Source organism: Faecalibacterium hattorii (genome assembly GCF_003287455.1).
Classification (GTDB): Bacteria; Bacillota; Clostridia; order Oscillospirales; family Ruminococcaceae; genus Faecalibacterium; species Faecalibacterium hattorii.
The window spans coordinates 171,459-194,335 of record NZ_PRLC01000002.1 but is presented as its reverse complement, the minus strand read 5'-3'; the positions used below and the strand labels follow the sequence as shown (position 1 = coordinate 194,335).

General features: G+C 59.7%; 18 protein-coding genes and 1 tRNA gene. 13 read left to right on the top strand and 6 right to left on the bottom strand.

Going from position 1 to position 22,877, the window contains the following annotated elements:
• Positions 1-127: 127 nt before the first annotated feature.
• The 5 genes from hcp to C4N23_RS02320 all read right to left on the bottom strand — a co-directional run bounded on the left by hcp (position 128) and on the right by C4N23_RS02320 (position 5,259).
• The gene (gene hcp / locus C4N23_RS02340) at positions 128-1,699 is read right to left on the bottom strand and encodes a hydroxylamine reductase (RefSeq protein WP_112143758.1); all 1,572 of its coding nucleotides are present in this window, start codon (positions 1,697-1,699) and stop codon (positions 128-130) included.
• A 128-nt stretch (positions 1,700-1,827) separates the two neighbouring features.
• Entirely contained in the window at positions 1,828-2,352 is a 525-nt protein-coding gene (locus C4N23_RS02335) for a hypothetical protein (protein ID WP_112143756.1), read from the bottom strand.
• A 3-nt stretch (positions 2,353-2,355) separates the two neighbouring features.
• The gene (locus C4N23_RS02330; RefSeq protein WP_055187719.1) at positions 2,356-2,535 is read right to left on the bottom strand and encodes a hypothetical protein; all 180 of its coding nucleotides are present in this window, start codon (positions 2,533-2,535) and stop codon (positions 2,356-2,358) included.
• 118 nt (positions 2,536-2,653) lie between these two features.
• Entirely contained in the window at positions 2,654-4,006 is a 1,353-nt protein-coding gene (gene gdhA / locus C4N23_RS02325) for an NADP-specific glutamate dehydrogenase (RefSeq protein ID WP_097838817.1), read from the bottom strand.
• 419 nt (positions 4,007-4,425) lie between these two features.
• The gene (locus C4N23_RS02320; RefSeq protein WP_181567058.1) at positions 4,426-5,259 is read right to left on the bottom strand and encodes an Mrp/NBP35 family ATP-binding protein; all 834 of its coding nucleotides are present in this window, start codon (positions 5,257-5,259) and stop codon (positions 4,426-4,428) included.
• A 181-nt stretch (positions 5,260-5,440) separates the two neighbouring features.
• Here C4N23_RS02320 and C4N23_RS02315 point away from each other — a divergent pair, with 181 nt between their 5' ends.
• From C4N23_RS02315 to C4N23_RS02295, 5 genes are all read left to right on the top strand, one after another.
• Entirely contained in the window at positions 5,441-7,048 is a 1,608-nt protein-coding gene (locus C4N23_RS02315) for an oligosaccharide flippase family protein (protein ID WP_112143754.1), read from the top strand.
• A gap of 93 nt (positions 7,049-7,141) precedes the next feature.
• Positions 7,142-9,040 (top strand): nucleoside-diphosphate sugar epimerase/dehydratase, encoded by a 1,899-nt coding sequence (locus tag C4N23_RS02310; RefSeq protein WP_097838815.1) that lies wholly within the window; start codon positions 7,142-7,144, stop codon positions 9,038-9,040.
• Between the two features lie 48 nt (positions 9,041-9,088).
• Entirely contained in the window at positions 9,089-10,384 is a 1,296-nt protein-coding gene (locus tag C4N23_RS02305; RefSeq protein WP_112143752.1) for a diaminopimelate decarboxylase, read from the top strand.
• A gap of 18 nt (positions 10,385-10,402) precedes the next feature.
• The gene (locus tag C4N23_RS02300) at positions 10,403-10,783 is read left to right on the top strand and encodes a hypothetical protein (protein ID WP_112143750.1); all 381 of its coding nucleotides are present in this window, start codon (positions 10,403-10,405) and stop codon (positions 10,781-10,783) included.
• A 156-nt stretch (positions 10,784-10,939) separates the two neighbouring features.
• Positions 10,940-11,383 carry a hypothetical protein gene (locus C4N23_RS02295; RefSeq protein ID WP_112143748.1) on the top strand — a complete coding sequence of 148 codons (444 nt, stop codon included), beginning with the start codon at positions 10,940-10,942 and terminating at the stop codon, positions 11,381-11,383.
• Positions 11,384-11,640: 257 nt separating this feature from the next.
• Here C4N23_RS02295 and C4N23_RS02290 read toward each other — a convergent pair.
• A tRNA-Gly gene (locus C4N23_RS02290) sits at positions 11,641-11,715 on the bottom strand.
• A gap of 182 nt (positions 11,716-11,897) precedes the next feature.
• Here C4N23_RS02290 and pyrH point away from each other — a divergent pair.
• The 8 genes from pyrH to C4N23_RS02250 all read left to right on the top strand — a co-directional run bounded on the left by pyrH (position 11,898) and on the right by C4N23_RS02250 (position 22,828).
• A complete protein-coding gene (gene pyrH / locus C4N23_RS02285; RefSeq protein WP_055187740.1) occupies positions 11,898-12,608 on the top strand; it encodes a UMP kinase in 711 nt (236 codons plus the stop codon).
• An 85-nt stretch (positions 12,609-12,693) separates the two neighbouring features.
• On the top strand, positions 12,694-13,248 hold the full coding sequence (gene frr, locus C4N23_RS02280; protein WP_055187742.1) for a ribosome recycling factor: 555 nt from the start codon (positions 12,694-12,696) through the stop codon (positions 13,246-13,248).
• Between the two features lie 110 nt (positions 13,249-13,358).
• Positions 13,359-14,072, top strand: coding sequence for a polyprenyl diphosphate synthase (uppS, locus tag C4N23_RS02275; protein WP_112143746.1), 714 nt, complete (start codon positions 13,359-13,361; stop codon positions 14,070-14,072).
• A gap of 36 nt (positions 14,073-14,108) precedes the next feature.
• Complete coding sequence (locus C4N23_RS02270) at positions 14,109-14,969, top strand: phosphatidate cytidylyltransferase (protein WP_112143744.1); 861 nt, start codon at positions 14,109-14,111, stop codon at positions 14,967-14,969.
• A 25-nt stretch (positions 14,970-14,994) separates the two neighbouring features.
• Positions 14,995-16,146: a 1-deoxy-D-xylulose-5-phosphate reductoisomerase gene (dxr, locus tag C4N23_RS02265; RefSeq protein WP_055187747.1), complete on the top strand. Its 1,152-nt coding sequence runs from the start codon at positions 14,995-14,997 to the stop codon at positions 16,144-16,146.
• Between the two features lie 37 nt (positions 16,147-16,183).
• On the top strand, positions 16,184-17,344 hold the full coding sequence (locus C4N23_RS02260) for a M50 family metallopeptidase (RefSeq protein WP_112143742.1): 1,161 nt from the start codon (positions 16,184-16,186) through the stop codon (positions 17,342-17,344).
• 11 nt (positions 17,345-17,355) lie between these two features.
• Entirely contained in the window at positions 17,356-18,408 is a 1,053-nt protein-coding gene (gene ispG, locus C4N23_RS02255; RefSeq protein WP_275539581.1) for a flavodoxin-dependent (E)-4-hydroxy-3-methylbut-2-enyl-diphosphate synthase, read from the top strand.
• A gap of 166 nt (positions 18,409-18,574) precedes the next feature.
• Positions 18,575-22,828, top strand: a complete 4,254-nt coding sequence (locus C4N23_RS02250) for a PolC-type DNA polymerase III (RefSeq protein WP_112143740.1) — start codon at positions 18,575-18,577, stop codon at positions 22,826-22,828.
• Positions 22,829-22,877 lie beyond the last annotated feature (49 nt).

The following is a 22,877-nucleotide window of genomic DNA, read 5'->3' as shown; positions in this document are numbered from 1 at the left end:
GGAACGCCTTTGTTCCGTTACCTCTTATTATACTGACGGCTGAAAAATTTTCAAGCGACAGTTGCGCCAAACGTAAAAGCCAAAATTCCGCCCTTCTTGTGCGGTTTGATGGAGAGGTGAAAGTGTTTCACTTCGAACCAAGGATCGCGTTCAGGTCTTCCTCCGGGGTGGTCACAGCCATGAGGCCATACTTCTCCTGCAGCACCTTCACTACGCCCGGCGAGAGGAAGGCGGGCAGGGTGGGGCCGAGTCGGATGTTTTGAATGCCCAGCGCCAGCAGCGCAATGAGAATGCAGACGGCTTTCTGCTCGAACCAGCAGAGCACGAGGGAAAGGGGCAGGTCGTTCACGCTGCACTGGAAGGCATCGGCCAGCGCCAGCGCGATCTGGATGGCGCTGTAGGCGTCGTTGCACTGGCCCACATCGAGGATGCGGGGCAGCCCCGCCACCGTGCCAAGGTCGAGATCGTTCAGCCGGAACTTGCCGCACGCCAGTGTCAGGAGGACGGTATCCGGCGGGGTGAGCTTCGCAAACTCGGTGTAGTACCGGCGGGAGGGGCGGGTGCCGTCGCAGCCGCCCACAAGGAAGAAGTGCCGGATCTGCCCAGCCCGCACCGCAGCCACGATCTCGCCCGCGTGGGAGAGGACGGCATTCCGCGCAAAGCCGGTCACGACACTGCGTCCGCCGTTCATGCCGGGCATGGCGGTGTCTTCCTTGTAGCCGCCCAGCTCCAAGGCTTTGGCGATGAGGGGTGAGAAATCCCGGTCCGGCCCGATGTGCTGGATGCCGGGGTAGGAGACGACCGAGGTGGTGTACACCCGGTCGGCGTAGCTGGCCCGCAGGGGCATGATGCAGTTGGTGGTGAACAGGATGGGCGCGGGAATGTCCTCAAACTCCCGTTGCTGGTTCTGCCACGCGGTGCCGAAGTTGCCCTTCAGGTGGGGGTAGCGCTGCTTCAGCTCCGGGTAGCCGTGGGCGGGCAGCATCTCCGAGTGGGTGTACACGTTGATGCCTTTGCCCGCAGTCTGTTCCAACAGGCATTTCATATCGTAGAGATCGTGGCCGGAAATAACGATGAAGGGCCCTTTCTCGATGACCAGCGGCACCTCCACCGGTTCCGGCTGGCCGAAGGCACCGGTGTTGGCGGCGTCCAGCAGCTCCATGCAGCGGTAGCTGGCCTCGCCGGTCTTCTGCACCAGCGCCCAGAGTGCGTCGATGGAGCACTCGCTCCCGATGGCTTGCAGCGCCTCACAGAAAAAGCGGTCCAGCTCCGGGTCGATGCGGCCCAGCACCCGCGCGTGGTAGTTGTAGGCCCCCATCCCGCGCAGACTGAACAGCACGAAGGACTTTAGGCTGCGGATGTCTTCGTCCGGTTCGTGCCAGAGCTTCTGCATATCGTAGTCGAACCCGATGCCGGGGCACGCGGCGTGGACGGTCTCGGTCAGTTGGTCCACAGTCTGCGGGTCAAAGTTTACGTTGGTGATGGTGGTGAACAGCCCTTCCATCAGCAGCAGGGCCTGTTCCGGGGCCGGGGCCCGCCCTTCGCCGACAAGCTGCCCGGCGTAGGAGATGAGTGCGCCGGTCAGCCGGTCCTGCGCCGCTGCGGTCTCGGCGCTTTTGCCGCAGACCCCGGCTTTCCCCGTACAGGCCGTGCAGTTGGCCGCTTGTTCACATTGAAAACAAAACATCGCTTCGTCCATTTCAAAGCCCTCTCTTCGTTTGATGTGGTCAGTATGGACGGGGTGGCGGGGCTTTATACAGGCCGGGAGGGGCAGGACAGCGGATAGATACAAAAAGAGCCGCGCTCTTGCGAACGCAGCTCCTGAATTTAATAATCGAGCGGGAGATATAATGGAATGCACTCACCCTCGCCTTCGCTCAGGCTGAAAGTCAAGTCGTCGTCAAGGTCAAGGAAATCGTGTTTGCGGTATAGATGCTCACCGGCTTCAGAAGAGGCCAGTGTTACAACAGCGGCGCCTACAAAGCCCTCCCGAATTTGTTCGATACGGTCAAGACATTCGATCAATAAATAATCACCGAGATAAAGATTGGTGCCGTCAGGCATCTGCCCTTGAAATTGATGCTGCGCACGCTCATCCAGTGCAAAATAACCGATATGGATTGCGCCGCCGGATTTTACCCGAAAACCATTTTCTAGCTGATCCACAGAACCGGCACTGATGTTATAATAACCTAAAATACAGTCGTTTGCTTCGGTCAGATAAACATAAGTCTTGCCGATGCTGGAGTTTAAAGCATCCGGACTGCGTAAAAACAGATTAAGATAGGGATTGCCGCAATCAAAATTTCGTGCTAATGGTGTGAGCGTGTGAGTGTACTCCACAACATTCATGACTTATTTTTCACCCGGCCCCTGAATTTTGAAAACAATCTTACCATCGGTGCTTTTTGAGGCGGAAAGCGGATGCGACAGGCAATAATTTCGAATCTCCATGGCCTCTTTGGAGGGAACACGCTTTTTCAAAATTTTCTTCTTGCTGCAAAATGTGCCATTGTACGGTACAGTGTAATTCATGCTTGGCACCTCCTGTCTATCATTGTGCTTTTATTATAAACGATACACCGCACTTTGTCAAACACACAAAAAGAGCCGCGCTCTTGCGAACACGGCTCTTGAAAATGCTATGGAACAATTAGTAGGTGATGCCCTGTGCCATCATAGCGGTAGCAACCTTCAAGAAGCCGGCGCAGTTTGCACCGACCATCAGGTTGCCCTCGGAACCGGCGGCAACGGAAGCGTCATAGGAAGCGTGGAAGATGCCCTCCATGATGCCCTTCAGCTTTGCATCGACCTCTTCGAAGGTCCAGCTCAGACGCTCGGAGTTCTGGCTCATCTCCAGACCGGAGGTTGCGACACCACCGGCGTTGGCTGCCTTTGCGGGTCCGTACAGAACGCCGTTGGACAGGTAGACCTCGATGGCCTCCGGGGTGCTGGGCATGTTAGCGCCCTCGCAGACGACGGTGCAGCCATTCTTGACCAGAGCCTCAGCGGACTCCTTGTTAATCTCGTTCTGGGTCGCGCAGGGCAGGGCAATGTCGCAGGGGACAGTCCAGACCTTGCTGCAATCGGCAACATAGGTCGCACCCTCGTGGGTCTCGGCATACTCCTTGATGCGGCCGCGGCGGACTTCCTTCAGATCCTTGACGTAAGCCAGATCGATGCCGTTGGGATCGTAGACATAGCCATTGGAGTCGGACATGGTGACGACCTTGCCGCCCAGCTGGGTTGCCTTCTCGCAAGCGTAGATGGCGACATTGCCGGAACCGGAGATGACCACGGTCTTGCCGGCGAAGCTGTCGTTGCGCATGCACTTCAGAGCCTCAGCGGTGAAGTAGCACAGGCCGTAGCCGGTAGCCTCGGTACGAGCCAGAGAACCGCCGAAGGTCAGGCCCTTGCCGGTGAGCATACCGCCTTGGAAGCTGTTGGTCAGGCGCTTGTACTGGCCGAACAGGTAACCGACCTCGCGGCCGCCGACACCGATATCACCGGCGGGGCAGTCCACGAACTGACCGATGTGGCGGTACAGCTCGGTCATGAAGCTCTGGCAGAAGCGCATGACTTCCATGTCGCTCTTGCCCTTGGGGTTGAAGTCAGAACCGCCCTTGCCGCCGCCCATGGGCAGGGTGGTCAGGCTGTTCTTGAAGGTCTGCTCAAAGCCGAGGAACTTCAGGATGCCCTGATTGACAGAGGGGTGGAAGCGCAGACCGCCCTTGTAGGGGCCGATGGCGCTGTTGAACTGGATACGGTAGCCGCGGTTGACCTGAACCTTGCCCGCATCATCGACCCAAGGCACACGGAAGGTGATGATGCGCTCCGGCTCCACCAGACGCTCGATCAGGCCAGCCTTCTCGTATTCGGGGTGCTTCTCCACGACGGGCTGGATGCTCTCCAGAACCTCGCGGACAGCCTGCAGGAATTCGGGCTCGTTTGCATTGCGCTGAGCCAGACCATCATAAACACGTTTCAGGTATTCATTCGTCAACATAATCGAATACTCCTTTTCCCATTTATACTTTCACCCGTTCTGTCCCAATATCACAGAACGCTTTACCATTATAAAGCTTTCTGTACGGATTTACAAGAGAGCGGAACCAGAAAATCTTTCAAAAAAACAGAAGAAAAGATGAACCTACTTCACAAAAACATTTCGCTCTCCCGAAAAACTGCGTAACATCTTGCTTTCTATAGCAATTCAACTTTTTAATGCAACAGCAACAACGTTGAATTGCATATCGCAACTATGCTGTTTGAATGTTGCGCTAATTTCTTGACTTGCGATAATGCTTCACCGTGGGCATAGGAGCCCAACAGGAGCACATCATTGCATCATGAAATGAGCGGAAAGCAAATAAAAAATCCCCTGCGTGCTCAAGAGGAACACGGACAGGGGAAGGAACGATTGCTTTACTTCTTCAGCAGCTTCTCACAGGCGTCGGCGGCACCTTCCAGATACTGACCGGGATAGGTCTCGATCAGACCGGCGTCGGACAGGGAGGCCAACTGGGGGTCGATGGGGCACTTGGCCAGCACGGGCAGGTGGTGCTTGGCGGCGACCTCGTCCACATGGCTGTCGCCGAAGATGTTGATGTGCTTGCCGCAGTCAGGGCAGACGACATAGCTCATGTTCTCGACGATGCCGAGCATGGGCACCTTCATCATCTCGGCCATATTCACGGCCTTGGCCACGATCATGCTGACCAGTTCCTGCGGGCTTGCCACGACCACGATGCCGTCCACGGGCAGACTCTGGAAGACGGTCAGAGGCACATCGCCGGTTCCCGGAGGCATGTCCACGAACAGGAAATCGACGTCCTTCCAGACCACATCGGTCCAGAACTGCTTCACCGCACCGGCGATGACAGGGCCGCGCCAGACGACGGGGTCCTCTTCGTTCTCCACCAGCAGGTTGATGCTCATCACGTCGATGCCCATCCGGCTCTGGATGGGCCAGCAGCCCTTCTCGTCAGCCATGGCGCGGCCATGGATGCCGAACAGCTTCGGGATGGACGGGCCGGTGATGTCGGCGTCCAGAATGCCGCAGTGGTAGCCGCGGCGGGCCATAGCACAGGCCAGCAGGGCGCTGGTCATGCTCTTGCCGACGCCGCCCTTGCCGGACACGACGCCGATCACTTTCTTGACACTGCTGTTGGGGTTGGGGGCGTCATGCTGCGGGGCAGCATCGCGGGAAGAACATGCTGCCCCGCAGTTGGAGCAGTCATGGGTACATTCTTCGCTCATACTCTCATAAGGCCGGGCCAGACAGGGGCAGCGGCCTTTCCTCCTTCGTTGATGTTTGGACAAAAAGTCTTGACCGGCTCCTATCATATCATAAAACTAGGAAAGAAACAACCCACGGCCCAACTCATATTTTGCAAAGCCGCCTTCATATAGTAAAAGCGAAGATGGGGGAGGTGGGGCAATGCGGCAGAGCTACCTGAAAAACGCAGCCTTGCTCACGGGGGCGGACATCGTGCTCCGGCTGGCAGGGATGGGGTTGCGCATCTGGCTGGCCAACGCCTTGGGCGGCGAGGGGATGGGCCTGTACCAGTTGGTGCTGGCGGTGTATTCGCTCTTTGTCACGCTGGCGACGTCCGGCGTTTCGGTGGCGGCCACCCGCCTGATGGCCGAGGAGCTGAGCCGCAGCCGGGCCGAAGCACGGGGGATGCTGGTGCGTCTGCTGGGGGCGGCGCTGCTGCTGGGCAGTGCAGCGCTGGCCGCTCAGTTCGGGCTGGCGGTCTTGGCCGCAAAATGGTGGCTGGGGGATGTCCGGGCCACTGGGGCGCTGCGGGTATCGGCCTTCGGGATGCCGTGGATGGCGGTCTCGGCGGTGCTGCGCGGCTTTTTTATTGCGCGGCGGCGGGTGTCGCCCAACGTGGTGAGCCAGCTGGCCGAGCAGACGGTCCGGATCGGGGCCATCTGGTTCGCCCTGAGCCGGGGCGCGGCGCTGGACGTGGGCGGCAAATGCACCGCCGTCCTCGCGGCAACGGCCCTGAGTGAAGCCGTCTCCTGCGGGATGATGGCCCTGTTTTACCGGCAGGAGGCGGTATCCGCATTCGGTGCGGGCCCTGCCCGACGCCCGGCGGACCCGGCGAAGCGGCTGTGGGAGATCCTGTGGCCGGTGGAGGGCGGGCGCTGCCTTGCCAGCGCGCTCCATACCGCCGAAAACATGCTGGTGCCCGCGTGCCTGACGGTATATCTGCTGGCTGCCGGGGGCCGCAGCGCCGCCGTGGCCCAATACGGCAATTTGAAAGGTATGGCCCTGCCGCTGCTGACCTTTCCCTTCGGGCTGCTGGGGAGCTTATCCGTTCTGCTGATGCCGGAGATCACCCAAGCCCACATCCGGGGCGAGAAGAAGCGGCTTTCGGCTTTGCTGGACCGGATGCTGCGGCTGACGGGTTACTTCTCTGCGCTGGCGGGGGCGGTGTTCTGGGTGTGGGGCGGCCCGCTGGCAGACCTTCTGTACGGAGAAAACGGGGCCGAGGCGGGCTTTTATCTGACAGTCCTCGGCCCGGCCATGCCGCTGATGTACCTTGAAAGCATGGTGGACGGCGCAATGAAGGGGATGGGAGAGCAGAAGGCCGTCTTCCGCTACAGCCTGTGGGACGCTGTGCTCCGCATTGCGGGGGTCATGCTGCTGCTGCCCCGCTTCGGGATGCGGGGCTTTCTCTTCGTCATTCTGCTGTCCAGCGTTTATACCTGTCTGGCGAACACCGGGCGGCTGCTGCGCGTCAGCGGGGTGCGCCCGGCGGTGTGGCGCTGGCTGGGGGCTCCGGTGCTGGCGGCAGCCGTCTCGGCGGGGGCGGGGATGGTTTTCCGGGAAATGCTGGCAGCGTGGTCTGCCGGGGAGCTGCCGCTCCGTCTCGCCGCGCTGGCCGCGGGCGGCGGCGGGATGGGGCTCGTCGGGGCTGCGGCGGCGTGGCCGCTGGGCCTTGGGGAGGAAGTGCGGGCCATCCTTGGTGCGGAAAAAGCGGGGAAATCCGCCCGAAAGATGAAATCTTCTGGACACAGCGGCGGGAAACGAGTATAATACAATGGATACCATGGCGGAACAGGCTCTTTTCTGCCGCTGTGGCGAATAAACCGGCGCCGGACAAGACGCCGAAGGTAAAGAGGACTTTTTGTGAAGGATATCAAAAAAATCACGCCGCAGGTCTGGCTGCGCCGGGCGATTCTGGTGGTGCTGGATGCGGCGCTCATCCTGTTCAGCTTTTACTTTGCGCTGCTGCTCCGTGCCGATGGTGCGGTGGAAGCGGCGTGGTGGCCCCATAACCGGGCGCTGCTCTATGATAATCTGCCGTGGATCGTGGCCCTTTACCTCATCAGCTTTCTGGTGGGCGGGCTGTACTCGACCTTGTGGAAGTACGCGGGCGAGCGGGATCTCATCCGCCTCGGCGGCATGATCGCCGTGCCCACCGGCATCGTCTATTTCGTGAACCACGGCCTCATCCACGGCGTGCTGTTCGACTCCGCCAACGCGATGGCAGCGGTGCTCATCTTTTTGCTGGTGGGCGGGAGCCGTCTGGCGTGGCGGCTCTTCCTGAACCATCCCATCGGCGAGCGGATGCGCGGTGTCCCTGCCAAGGACCCCAACCGCCCGGTGCTGATCGTCGGCGCGGGCGAAGCCGGTGCGTGGGCCATCAATGTCTGCAAGTCCAACGAAAGCTATGGCCATCCCGTCGTTGCCGTGGACGATAATCCCGCCAAGTTCGGCCAGACCATCCACGGCGTGCCGGTGCGGGGTACGCTGGAGCAGATCCCGCAGATCTGCGAAAAGTACAACATCCACAGCATCATCATCGCCATCCCGACGCTGGGGGGCAGCAAGCTGAACCATGTCATCGACCTCTGTGTCTCCACCCACTGCGCGGTCCAGATCTTGAGCGACCCGCAGCTGGTCGGGGCCGGCGCACCGCAGCAGGAGGCATTCCGCGAACTGAACACCGCCGACTTCCTCTCCCGTGAGGAGGTCACGCTGGATATCGGGAAGATCTCCGGCTACCTGACCGGTAAGACCGTCCTCGTCACAGGCGGCGGCGGGTCCATCGGCAGCGAGCTCTGCCGTCAGGTCATGCGGTTCCAGCCCGGCAAGCTGCTCATCTTCGATATCTACGAAAACTGTGCCTACGAGCTGCTGATGGAGCTGCAGCAGAAGTACGGCCGGGATATCCCGGTCACGGTGCTCATCGGCTCCATCCGGGACAAAAAGCGCCTCGATGAAGTGTTCGAGACCTATCACCCCACCGTGGTCTTCCACGCAGCGGCCCACAAGCATGTGCCGCTGATGGAGGTCAGCCCGGCGGAGGCGGTCAAGAACAACGTCCTTGGCACCAAGAACCTGCTCACCAGTGCCAGCGAGCACGGGGTGGAGCGGTTCGTCCAGCTCTCCACCGATAAGGCCGTCAACCCCACCAGCGTCATGGGCTGCACCAAGCGCATCTGTGAAATGCTGATCCAGACCTTCGCGGGCAACACCGACATGAAGTGTGTGGCTGTCCGCTTCGGCAACGTGCTGGGCAGCCACGGCAGCGTCATCCCGCTGTTTGAGGCGCAGATCAAAAAGGGCGGCCCCGTCACCCTGACCGACCCCAACATCGAGCGCTACTTCATGACCATCCCGGAAGCGGCTCAGCTCGTGCTGCAGGCCGGTGCGCTGGCTGAGAGCGGCAGTATCTACGTCCTCGATATGGGCGAGCCGGTCAAGATCATGGATCTTGCCAAGCAGCTGATCCGCTTTTATGGCTATGAGCCGGGCGTGAACATGGAGATCAAGATCGTGGGCCTCCGCCCCGGCGAAAAGCTCTACGAAGAGCTGATGATGGACGAGGAGCAGGACAAGATGCGCCGCACCGAGCACAACAAGATCTTTGTGGCTCCGCCGCGCCAGATCGACCTTGCCGACTTCTACAGCCAATTGCAGACGCTGGCCGCTGCGGCAGAACACAACGACGAGGGCGTGGTGAAGCAGCTGGCGGAGATGATCCCCACCTTCACCCCCACCCGCAGCAACCTCAAGACCTGAACCCGCACCGCACGGCGGTGACGCTATAGAATAAGAGGGAAGTATATTATGGAAAAGAAACCGTTTCTGACCGAAGAACAGGCGCAGGAGATCATTCAGGATGTTCCTACCCCGTTCCATGTCTACGATGAAAAGGGCATCCGCGAGAACGTCCGCCGCATCAATAAGGCCTTCAGCTGGAACAAGGGCTTCCGGGAGTATTTTGCCGTCAAGGCGCTGCCCAACCCCATCATCCTCCAGATCCTGAAGGAAGAGGGCTGCGGTGTGGACTGCTCCTCTCTGACCGAGCTGATGCTCAGCGAAGTCTGCGGCTTTACCGGCAGCGACATCATGTTCTCCTCCAACCAGACCCCCGTGGAGGACATGAAGAAAGCCTATGAGCTGGGCGCTTACATCAACCTCGACGACGCCACCATGGTGGACTTCCTCGACCGTGTGGCCGGTGTGCCGGAGAACATCTTCTGCCGCTACAATCCGGGCGGAACGTTCCAACTGGGTGCGAGCGAAGAAGGCTTTCAGGTTATGGACAAGCCCGGCGACGCCAAGTATGGCATGACCGAGGAGCAGATGATCGACAGCTATAAGAAGCTGATGGCAAAGGGGGCCAAGAACTTTGGCATCCACGCCTTCCTTGCCTCCAACACCATCTCCGATGCCTATTATCCGGAGCTGGCGGGCATCCTGTTCCAACTGGCCGTCCGGGTCCAGAAGGCGACCGGTGCCCACATCTCCTACATCAACCTGTCCGGCGGCGTCGGCATCCCGTACCGCCCGGAGCAGACCGAAAACGACATCATGGCCATCGGCGAGGGCGTCCGCAAGAAGTTTGAGGAGATCCTCGTCCCCGCCGGGATGGGCGATGTGTCCATCTTCACCGAGATGGGCCGCTTCACCACCGGCCCCTACGGCGCACTGGTGGCAACGGCCATCCACGAGAAGCACATCTATAAGGAATACATCGGTCTGGACGCCTGTGCAGCCAACCTGATGCGCCCGGCCATGTACGGCGCTTACCATCACATCACCGTGTTGGGCAAGGAGAACGCCCCCTGCGACCACAAGTATGACGTGGTCGGCGGCCTGTGCGAGAATAACGATAAGTTCGCCATCGACCGGATGCTTCCCAAGATCGACATCGGCGACCTGATCTACATCCACGACACCGGCGCTCACGGCTCGGCCATGGGCTATAACTACAACGGCAAGCTGCGCAGCGCCGAGGTCCTGCTCTGCGAGGACGGCTCCCACCGTCTCATCCGCCGCGCCGAGACCCCGCGCGACTACTTTGCAACGCTGGACTTCCTGCCTATGATGAAGCCCCTGTTTGAGGAGTACGACGACTAAACACGGACGAGGTGCGCTATGTTTTTCGGATTTCAATTGACCTGCGGCCTGATGATGGTCTTCTACGGGTATTCGGTCATGAAGAACCCCCGTGTCTGGGGCGACCAAGGCCGACAGGCGGTCAAGGCGGAGAACTTTGCCGAATACTGCCGCCAGAACGGCCTGTTCTTCCTGAAAGCGGGCTGCATCATGGCAGTCATTGCCGCGCTGGATGCACTGTTCACGCTGGACGCAGTGCTGTACGTTCTGCTGTACCTGTTCGGGTTGGCGTTTTCTTTCTCCCCGCTGGTCAGGTGGTGCCGCGAGAACGAGGGCTTCTCGTGGCCGTGGCCCCATGTGGAAAGCGAGAAAAAGCGGATCAGGAAGCTGCGAAAAGAACAAGAAGACCAGAAGAAGTGAACTTCTGGTGAAAAGCGCGCACACGATGTGAAAACCATCGCTGTGCGGTGCTTTTGCGTCTGCACGGAAAAGTTTCGTCTCTTGACAGAAGTTTCCACTGCCTCTATAATGAAAGAAAAGACGACCTTCGTACCGTATCATTCTGGAGGTAGAACAATGATGACTTTGACCTATCCTGAAAATTATGCACTCCTCACCATGGAGGAAATGACGTATACCACAGGCGGCGATGCCGAAGGCAAAAACAAAGGCAGCTGGGTCCGGACGGCATTCAATATCGGCATGGGTGCGCTGGCAGCAGTGAGCATCGTGAAAGCCGTCGGGAGCGCCATCAGCAGCGGCTCGATCACCGGCCTGATGGCAACGGTGTGCGGCCTTGGCACGACTGTGCTGGGTTACCTGAACATTTCCAGCATCGGTGCCATCGCCGGCCAGATCCAGAAGGCCTATCCGGAGCAGTACCCGGAAGAGGGCACCACCCTCAACGGCACCCTGATCCGGGATTCGGCCCTTGTCTACTTCTCTTCGCCCATCGGCGCTCTGCTGGGCCTCGCCAATATCGGCACGGCCGCCGGTTATGTGTACTGCATGCTCAAATGAGCGGAACTAGAACCATAAGATGACCCCACCCCCGGCGCGGAACCTTCTGCGCCGGGGGTGATTTTGTACACGGTGGAATGATTGCATTTTTCGTGGGAATGAGATGTACGAATGGTACAAACTGATGCCGTATAAAATTACATATACCAAGCGCATGCAAGGAACAACGGGTCGGTTCTGAGTTAGTTGCTGTTAAGCTTAAAACAAAAATCCCACACTGTGCCAATCAGAACACAGTGTGGGATTTTTTGTTTGCATGGAGCGGGCAATGGGAATCGAACCCACCTCCTCAGCTTGGAAGGCTGATATACTAGCCGATGTACGATGCCCGCGAATGCAAGAGATAGTATAGCAGGTTTTACGCGAAATGTCCAGAGAAAATTTTACTTTTGCGCTGTTTGGCGGGACAAATTGCTTTTTCTGTTTACAATACCGGCATTTTATTGTAAAATAGACAGGAGAAACAAAGCTGCCGGTCAAGGCGGCACAAATATTATAGGTGGTGTATTGAATTATGGCATTGAAATATCAGCGTATCCTGCTCAAGATCAGTGGTGAGGCCCTTGGCGGCGAGAAGGGCACCGGCTTTGATGAGCCGACCATGGACGCCATCTGCGGCGGCGTCAAGAAGGCACACGACCTCGGCGTGCAGATCGGCATCGTTGTGGGCGGCGGTAACTTCTGGCGCGGCCGCTCCAGCGGCAAGATGGAGCGTACCCTCGCCGACAAGATCGGGATGCTGGCGACCGTGATGAACGCGCTGGCTGTTTCCGACAAGCTGGAGCAGCTGGGCGTGCCCACCGAGGTGTTCACCTCCATCACGATGCCGCAGGTGGCCCCGGCCTTTACCCGCAAGGACGCACTGCGCGCCATGGAAGAGGGCAAAATCGCGGTCTTCGGCGGCGGCACGGGCAACCCCTTCTTCTCCACCGATACGGCCACCGCACTGCGCGCTGTGGAAGTCTCGGCGGACGTGATGTTCAAGGCGACGATGGTGGACGGCGTCTACGATAAGGATCCCCACAAGTACCCTGACGCCAAAAAGTACGATACCCTGACCTTCACCAAGGTTCTGGAAGATCAACTGGCCGTCATGGACGGCACCGCTGCCACCCTCTGCCGGGACAACAAGCTCCCGATTCTGGTCTTCGATCTGGCTGAACCGGACAACATCGCGAAGGCCGTGCAGGGCGAGAACGTTGGTACGCTGGTCTACGAGGGCTGAGCATAGCCCGCAGCCCATTACAATAGAATGAAACAGGCGGCACCCGCAGCCTGTGCAGAATAAGTACAAACAGGAGACAAGGACAATGAGCAGCAACACGAAGGCATTTGAAGAAAAGATGAAGAGCACGGTCGAGCATCTGAACCGTGAGCTGGCAGCCGTTCGCGCAGGCCGTGCGAATCCCGCCGTTCTGGACAAGGTGAGCGTGGATTACTACGGTGCCCCCACCCCGATCCAGCAGGTCGCATCCGTGGCCGTCAGCGAGGCCCGCACCCTGACCATCACCCCGTGGGACCGCACCCTGCTGCGCGCCATCAGCAAGGCCATTATGGCCAGCGATGTGGGCATCACCCCCATTGATGATGGCTCGACCATCCGCCTGAACTTCCCGGCTCCCACCGAGGAGCGCCGCAAGCAGCTGGCAAAGGAAGTCTCCAAGCTGGGTGAGGACGCTAAGGTGGCGACCCGCAACATCCGCCGCGAGGCCATGGATAAGGCCAAGGCCATGAAGAAGACCGGTGAGCTGACCGAGGATACCCAGAAGACCATGGAAGAGGATGTCCAGAAGCTGACCGATAAGTATATCAAGATCATCGATGCAGCCGTTGAGGAAAAGCAGAAGGAGATCATGTCCGTCTGATCGCCGCGGCGAGTGGAACCCTTCAAAGTGCCGTGTGCTGGACGTAGTGCGCGGCACTTTTTGCCGACCGGCAGGGGAAAAGATCCTTTGCCGCAGATAGGAGAACAACAATGGAACATCCCAAAGAATTCGCCGAGGGCCTTTCCATCGGCATCATCATGGACGGCAACGGCCGCTGGGCCAAACAGCGCGGTCTGCCCCGCACGGCGGGCCACAAAAAGGGCGCAGCCGTTTTTCAGGATATCGCAAACTACTGCGATGAGCTGGGCGTGTCGTCGGTGTATTTCTACGCCTTTTCGACCGAAAACTGGAAGCGCCCCCTCGAAGAGGTCAACGCCATCATGAAGCTGTTCGGCGAGTATCTGCTGAAAGGCTTCAACTATAAGGACCGCAACATCCGCATGAAGTTCATCGGCGACCGCACGGCGCTGGACCCCAAGCTCCAGAAGCTGATGAATGAGCTGGAAGAGGACTCCGCGGGCAAGACCGGCATGACCCTGAACATCGCGGTCAACTACGGCGGCCGCCCGGAGATCGTCCGCGCCGCGCAGCAGCTGGCTGCCAAAGCGGTGGCAGGGGAGCTGAAGCCCGAAGACATCACCGAAGAGATGATGTCCGACGCCATGTACACCACCGGCCAGAAGGACCCGGACTTCATCCTGCGCCCCAGCGGAGAGAAGCGCCTGTCCAACTTCATGCTCTGGCAGGCGGCTTATTCGGAACTGGTGGAAATGGACGTTCTGTGGCCTGATTTCACCCGTGACGACCTCGATGCGGCCATCATGGAGTTCAATAAGCGCTCCCGCCGGTTCGGCGGCATCTAAACCGCCCCGGCAAACAAAACCAAGGAGAAACACTGTATGAAAACACGAATCATAACCGCAGTCGTGGGCATCCTCGTCCTCATCGGCGTGCTGTTCACCTTCGACACGATGGTCTTCAACCTCGTGGTTGCGGCCATCACCCTCATCGCTATCCATGAGATCTATACGGCTCTCGGCTTTGACAAAAAGGATTGGCTGCTGTACGCAGTCACGGTGCCATACACTTTGCTCATCATGCTGTCCAGCTACTCGGTCTGCCGGGCGCTGGTCATGCCGGCTTCCTTTTTGCTCGTGCTGTTCTATGCCATCTACCTCGTGGTCCGCAACGGCACCGTCAGCTTTGCGAAAACCAGCGGTCTCGTGATGTTTTCGGGCATCGTGATCTTCTGCTTCTATTCGTTCGTCCGGCTGAAGGAATTGCTGCCTGTGGAAAAATACGGCTATGATGCGATCTTTTTCATCCTGCTGAGCCTCTGCTTCGCATGGGGCGGCGATACCTGCGCCTACTTCGCGGGCCGCGCCTTCGGCAAGCATAAGCTCTGCCCCGTGGTCAGCCCCAAAAAGACGGTGGAAGGTGCCATCGGCGGCGTGCTGGGCACGATGGTCTGCGGCGTGGCCGTCACGCTGGTCTACTCCATCGCAGCCGACCGGATGGAGGCGTTCACCCGCTCCAACATCGGCGTCTCGATGTACGTTGTCATTGCGCTGCTGGCCTGTGTGGCGGCGGTACTTGGCATTTACGGAGACCTGTTCGCCAGCGTCGTCAAGCGCCAGTGCGGCATCAAGGATTACGGCACCATTTTCCCCGGCCACGGCGGCATTCTGGATCGTTTTGACAGCGTGATGTTCATTGCGCCCTTCGTCACCATGGTCATCATTGCCGTCTTCTATCGCTGATTCGCTCATTTTAGGAGGAAACACGATGTCTAAAAAAATTACGCTTCTGGGCTCCACCGGTTCCATCGGCACGCAGAGTCTGGATGTCATCCGCGCACAGGGCTATGAGGTCTTCGGTCTGTCGGCCCACAGTCATGTGGATAAGATTCTGGAGCAGATCGAGGAATTTCACCCGAAATACGTCTGTATGACGAACCCCGATGCCGCCGCCAAGCTGGATGCCGCGCTGGCGGGCCGCGCCAATGCGCCCAAGCTGCTGACCGGCCCGGAGGGCCTGAAGGAACTGGCGGCCATGGATGGCCCGGACGTAGTGCTGAACAGTGTGGTGGGCATCGCCGGTCTGGGGGCCAGCCTGACCGCTATCGAGAGCGGCCACGACCTCGCCCTTGCCAACAAGGAGAGCCTTGTCACCGGCGGCCATCTGGTCACGCAGGCGGTGGCAAAGCACGGCGTCAAGCTGCTGCCCGTGGACAGCGAGCACTCCGCCATCTTCCAGTGCTTGCAGGATAAGGAGAGCGCCAAGAGCCTGACCAAGATCCTGCTCACCGCATCCGGCGGCCCCTTCTTCGGGATGAAGACCGAGGAGCTGCGGGGCAAGACCAAGGCCGACGCCCTGAAGCACCCCAACTGGAACATGGGTGCGAAGATCACCATCGACTCCGCCACCCTGATGAACAAGGGTCTGGAACTGATCGAAGCCGTCTGGCTGTTCGGTCTGCCCCCGGAGAAGATCCAGATCGTCGTCCAGCGCCAGAGCATCGTCCACTCTGCCGTCCAGTACAGCGACAACTCCATCATTGCGCAGCTGGGCGTGCCCGATATGCGCATCCCCATCCAGTACGCGCTGACCTACCCGGCCCGTGTGCCGGGCGTGGTGCCGGAGCTGGATTTCACCACCCTCAAGATGCTGACCTTCGATGTGGCAGACGAAGAGACCTTCCGCTGCCTTGCGGCCTGCAAAAAGGCCATCAAGAAGGGCGGCCTTGGCCCCTGCGCCGCCAATGGCGCCAACGAAGAAGCCGTCAAGCTCTTCCTCGAAGACAAGATCGGTTTCCTCGACATCGGCCGCTTGGTGGAAGCCGTCGTGGACAGCGACAGCTTCGGCGGCAGCTACACGCTGGCCGACGTGTATGAGTGCGACAAGATGGCCCGCGCCTTCGTGCGCAGCCACCTGTAAGCATATCCGGCGTACTATATAAATTTTTGGAGAAGCTATGTCTTTTATCATTACCCTTTTGGCTGCGGTGTTTGTGTTCAGTGCGGTGATCGCCATCCATGAATTCGGCCACTTTGCGGTGGCCAAACTCTGTGGAGTGCAGGTCAACGAGTTTTCCATCGGCATGGGGCCGGTGCTGCTCAAAAAGATGCACCACGGCACCCAGTACAGCCTCCGGGCCCTGCCGGTGGGCGGTTTCGTCGCGCTGGAAGGGGAGGAGAGCCCGGAAAGCCAACAGGCCGAAGGAGAGGAACGCTCGGATCTAGAAGAGCAGCCTCTCAGCCAGCGCTCTGGCGCGGACGGCTCCCCTGACGGGGGAGCCTCAAAAGAGGAGGAACTTTCCCAGCCCACCGGCAAGCCCCTCAACGAGGCTCCGGTCTGGCAGCGGGCGCTCATCATGGCAGCGGGTGCCTGTATGAACTTTCTGCTGGGTTTTGTGGTCATGGCGATCGTGCTTACGGCGCAGAACGAGCCTATCACCAGCCGGGTCATCTACGCCGTCGAGGACGGCGCGCTCTGCGGCCAGACGGGTCTGGAAGCGGGGGACAAGGTACTGGCCGTCAACGGCCGCCGCTGCTTTGTGGCCAACGATATGCTCTATGAGCTGATGCGCACCGAGGATTACTCCGCCAGCTTCACCGTCCTGCGGGACGGCAAAAAGGTGGAGCTGCCTTGCGTGCAGTTCGACACATGGCAGGACGAGGACGGCGAGACCCACATGAGCCTCGGTTTTACGGTCTACGGCATCAGAAAAACGCCGGTCAACGTGATAAAAGAGGCGTGGAACAGCGTGCTCTATTATGGGCGCATCATCTTCACCTCGCTGATGGACCTGCTGCGCGGGCGGGAGAGCATCAACGACCTGTCCGGCCCGGTGGGCATCGTGACGGCCATCGGTCAGGCGGCCAGCTACGGCTGGCAGGACCTGCTGGAACTGCTCGCGCTCATCACGGTCAACGTTGGCATCTTCAATCTGCTGCCCTTCCCGGCGCTGGATGGCGGCAAGGTGGTGTTCCTGCTCATCGAGGGCGTCACGGGCCATGCCGTGCCCGAAAAGATCCAGAGTGGTCTGACGCTGGCGGCATTCGCCCTCCTCTTCGCCCTGATGATCTTTGCAACGTACAATGATATCGTCCGGCTCGTGACCGGTGCGATCTAAAGAAAGGAAAAATGACCATGCGGCAGCTGAAACGAGAAGTAAAAATCGGCAACGTGACCATCGGCGGCAACAACCCCATCGCGGTGCAGACCATGCTGAATGTCCCGGTGGAGGACATCGAGGGCAATGTGGCACAGGCCAAGCGGTGCGAGGCGGCGGGCTGCCAGATCCTGCGTGTGACCTGCCCCAGCGCAGCGGACGCCAAGTGCATCGAGGCCGTCAAGAACGCGGTGAACATCCCCATCGTGGCGGATATCCACTTCGATTACAAGGCCGCGCTGGCGTGCGCTGATGTGGGCGTGGATAAGATCCGCATCAACCCCGGCAACATCGGCGATGACGACCGCGTGAAGGCTGTGGTTCAGGCGTGCCAGCAGAAGAATATCCCCATCCGCATCGGCGTCAACGGCGGCAGTCTGGAAAAGCACATCCTCGCCAAGTACGGTGCCCCCGTCCCCGAAGCCATGGTGGAGAGCGCGCTGTACCATGTCCGTCTGCTGGAGAAGTTCGATTTCAACAACATCGTCATCTCCATCAAAAACTCCAACGTGCCCCGCATGATGGAGGCCTACCGCCAGCTCAGCGCTGTCACCGACTACCCGCTGCATGTGGGCGTCACCGAGGCGGGCACCTATCAGATGGGTCTGCTCAAGTCCGGCATGGGTATCGGCGGGATGCTGCTGGAAGGCATCGGCGATACCATCCGTGTTTCGCTGGCGGCTGAGCCGGAGAAGGAAGTGGAAGCGGGCTACAACATCCTGCGCGCTGTGGGCTTCCCGGTCGCCGGCCCGGAGGTCATCACCTGCCCGACCTGCGGCCGCACCCAGTACCCCTGCACCGAGATCGCCAACGAGGTGGAAAAGCGGCTGCAGGGCTACAAAAAGTCCATCAAGGTCGCCGTCATGGGCTGCGTCGTCAACGGCCCCGGTGAGGCCCGCGAAGCTGACATCGGCATTGCCGGCGGCAAAGGGGAGGCCGTCCTGTTTATCCACGGCGAGCCCATCAAGAAGCTGACCGGCGATCATATCCTCGATCAGTTCATGGATGAGATCTACAAGATCTGACGGAGAGGTTCTATTACGAGGGTTCCCACGTCTTCAAGACGGGGGATCTCGGCTGAATTGCAGACGGCTGCTGCCCGTTTCACACCGAGACGGAGCACAGCCGTTTTTCGAGTAAAAAAGGAGTACCATTGTGACACCACTCGTATCCCAGCTATGGCCGCAGTTCATGGCGGACCCGGACTTTGCGTCCTGTTTTGGGCGCGTCGTTGTCGAGCACGCCCAGATGCTGCGGCAGGAGCGGCAGGTCATCTTTACCCTGCGCAGTGCCGCCCCGCTGGACAAGGGGCTGTGTGCGCGGCTGCTGGCTTCGCTCCAGCCCGATTATGAGGGCTTTGAACTGCGCATCCAGAACCTGTTCGGCTACGCGACGCTGGACGAAGCCGCCCTGCGGGAGCTGATGGAGGAGATGAAGCGGGACGGCGTGCCCATCAACGGCTTTCTGGATCGCTGCACCATCCAGATCACCGGCCAGAACATCACCATCGGCGTCTGCCACGGCACCAAGTTTTTGCAGGAGATGGAGTTCGAGCGGCTGCTGGCCGAGCGGGTCGCGGCTCACACCGGCGTCAAACCCAAGGTGACCCTGCAAAGTGCGGTGGGCGAGGCCGAACAGCGCCAGATGGAAGAGAAATTGGAGCGGAAGATCGCGCCGCCGGTGGTCAAGTTCGAGAAGAAGAACACGGCCCCGTCCATCAAGGTGGAGGGCCTCGATCTGACCGACAAGCCCGTGACCATCTTCCACGGCAAGATGTTCACCCCCAAGAACCTGACGCCGCTGAAGGACCTCGGCGGCGAGGGCGGCAAGTGCATGATCTGGGGCGATGTCTTCTTCACCGAGGTCAAGGGCAACTACCGCAAGATCTATACCGTTTCCATCACCGATTACACCGGCTCCATCAACCTGAAGATCCGGGCGCAGGAAGGGGAGGACTGCTCCAAGTGGGAGTCCATCTCCAAGGGCACCACCGTCATCGTCCGGGGCGACTGCTCCTACGACAAATACGAGCATGACTACATCGTCTACCCCTACGATGTCCTCTTCGTCGAGCGCAAGAAGCGGGAAGACCATGCCCCGGTCAAGCGGGTGGAGCTGCATCTGCATACCAAGCTGTCCAGCATGGACGCCTTCTGCGACCCCGGCGGGATCGTCCGGCTGGCGCACCGGATGGGCCACCCGGCCATTGCCATCACCGACCACGGTGTCTGCCAAGGCTACCCCGAAGCCATGCTGGCGGCGGATGACATCCGCAAGAGCGACCCGGATTTCAAGCTCATCTACGGCTGCGAAGCCTACTTCGTGGACGATATGATCCCCTGCGTCTACGGTGTGCAGGATGCCCCGCTGAGCGGCGAGTTCTGCGTCTTTGACACCGAGACCACCGGCCTTGACCCCAACGTGGAGTATCTGACCGAGATCGGCGGCGTCATCGTGAAAAACGGCGAAGTCGTGGAGGAATTTGACACTTTCGTCAAACCCGGCAAGCCCATCACCCCCAAGATCACCGAGCTGACCGGCATCACCAACGAGATGGTCGCCGACGCCCCCGGTGAGGCCGAAGCGCTGCAAGCCTTCCTCAACTTTGCGGCCGGGCGGATCCTCGTGGCCCACAACGCCCGCTCCTTCGATATCCGCTTCCTCCGTATTGCGGCCAAGCGGAGCGGCATCGAGTTCGAGCCAACGTATATTGACACCCTGACCATGGCGCAGGCGATGTACCCCGGCCTCCACAACTACAAGCAGGGCACCATCAACAAGCACTTGGAGCTGCCCGCCTACGAGGCTCACCGCGCCTGTGAGGATGCCGGTGCGCTGGGACGCATTTTCTGCGTCATGCTGAAGGATCTGGAGGAAAAGCAGGTCACTGCGGTCAGCGGAATCAACACCGGCCTTGGCGGCAACCGCGAGGTGCTGAAAAAGAAATATTACCACCTCATCATCCTTGTCAAGAATCAGATGGGCCTGAAAAACCTGTACAAGATCGTCAGCGAGGCCCACGTCAACTACTTCTTCAAAAAGCCCCGCGTGCCCCGCAGCTTGCTCAACAAGTACCGCGACGGCTTGATTTTGACCTCCGCCTGTGAGGCGGGCGAACTCTACCGCGCCATCGTGGAAGGACGTTCCTACGAGGAATTGAAGAAGATCGCCGCCTATTACGACGTGCTGGAAATCCAGCCGCTTGGCAACAACGCCTATATGGTGCGCGAGGGCAAGGTGGACAGCGAAGAGGTCATCAAGGACTTCAACCGCACGGTCATCCAACTGGGCGAAGACCTCCACAAGCCGGTCATCGCCACGGGCGACGTCCATTTCACCGAGCCGGAGGACGCTGTCTACCGCGCGGTCCTTCAGGCGGGCAACGGTTTCAAGGATGCCGACAACCAGCCGCCGCTGTTCTACCGCACCACCGAGGATATGCTGAACCAGTTCAGCTACCTCCCCAAAGAAAAAGCCTATGAGATCGTTGTGACGAACCCGCGCAAGATCGCGGCGTCCATCGACAACAACGTCCGCGCCATCCCGCGGGGCACCTACCCGCCCAGCATTGAGGGCGCAGAGCAGCAATTGCGCGATGCCACGTGGGAACACGCCAAGCGCGACTATGGCGACCCGCTGCCGGAGATCGTGGAGAAACGCTTGCAAAAAGAGCTGGACTCCATCTGCGGCCACGGCTACGCGGTCCTGTATGTCATTGCGGTCAAGCTGGTGGCCTACTCCAACGCGGGCGGCTATCAGGTGGGCAGCCGTGGCTCAGTCGGCTCATCGGCTGTGGCCCACTTCTCCGGCATCTCGGAAGTCAACAGTCTGCCGCCCCACTACCGCTGCCCCAAGTGCAAATACAGCGAGTTCATCACCGACGGCAGCGTGGACGACGGCTTCGACCTGCCCGATAAAAACTGCCCCCACTGCGGCACCCGGATGTTGGTGGACGGCCACGACATCCCCTTCGAGACCTTCCTCGGCTTCTACGGCGATAAGGAACCCGATATCGACCTGAACTTTTCCGGTGAGTATCAGTCCAACGTCCATCGCTACACCGAGGAACTTTTCGGCAAAGCGAACGTCTTCAAGGCGGGCACGGTGTCCGGTATTCAGGACAAAACGGCCTATGGCTACGTCAAAAAATATCTGGAAGAGCGGGGAAGGACCGTCAACCACGCTGAGGAGAACCGCCTGACGCTGGGCTGCACCGGCGTTAAGCGCACCACCGGCCAGCATCCCGGCGGCATGGTCGTCGTGCCCGACACCTACGAGATCTACGATTTCTGCCCCATCCAGCATCCGGCGGACGATGTGGCGGGCGGTCTGCTGACCACCCACTTCGAATTCAAATATCTCCACGACACCCTGCTCAAGCTGGATGAGCTGGGCCACGATATGCCCACCTTCTACAAGTATTTCGAGGAGTACACCGGCATCCCCATCGACTCCATCCCCATGAACGACCCCAAGGTGTACAGTCTGCTGACCAGCCCGGAAGCGCTGGGCGTGACGCCGGAGCAGATCGACAGCCAGACCGGCACCTTCGGCATCCCGGAAATGGGCACGAACTTCGTGCGCGGAATGCTGGTGGAGGCGCGGCCCAAGAATTTCTCCGAGCTGATCCAGATCTCCGGCCTGTCTCACGGCACCGACGTCTGGACCAACAACGCCGATGAACTCATCCGGGACGGAACCTGCACCATCGCGGAGGTCATCGGCTGCCGTGACAGCATCATGCTTTACCTGCTCCGCAAGGGGCTGGAACCAAAGATGGCCTTCGATATCATGGAGGCCGTCCGTAAAGGTAAGGTGGCAAAGGGCGGCTTCAAGCCCGGCTGGGAGGAAGCCATGCGGGAGCACGAGGTCCCGGACTGGTATATTGAATCCTGCCGAAAGATCAAGTATATGTTCCCCAAGGCCCACGCCGTCGCCTACCTGATGTCGGCCATTCGGTTGATGTGGTTCAAAATTTATCGTCCCCAAGCGTTTTATGCGGTGTACTTTACCGTCCGCGGTGACGACATCGACTATGAGGCTGCCGTAGGCGGCGCTGCCGTTGCCCGCGCCCACATGAACGAGGTCAAGCGCCGCCTGAAAGAGGAAAAGAACGCCAAGGATGAAGACGTTCTGGTCTCGCTCCAGCTGGTCAACGAGATGCTGGTGCGGGGCTACGAATTCCTGCCCATCGAGCTGGGCAAGAGCCGCGGCTCCAGTTATATCGTGGAGGACGGCAAGGTGCGGCTGCCTTTCTCGTCCCTGAAGGGCCTTGGCGGTGCCGCTGCCGATGCGCTGGAAAAGGCCACCCTCAACGGGCAGGAGTACCTCTCCATCGAGGAGCTTCAGCAAGCCTCCGGCGTCAGCAACGCCATCCTTGACCGTCTGCGCCAAGTCGGCGCCCTCGGCGATCTGCCGGAGAGCAGTCAGGTGAGTTTCTTCTAAAAACGCTTGACACCATATGCGACACCATATATAATGAAAGTAGGAAATC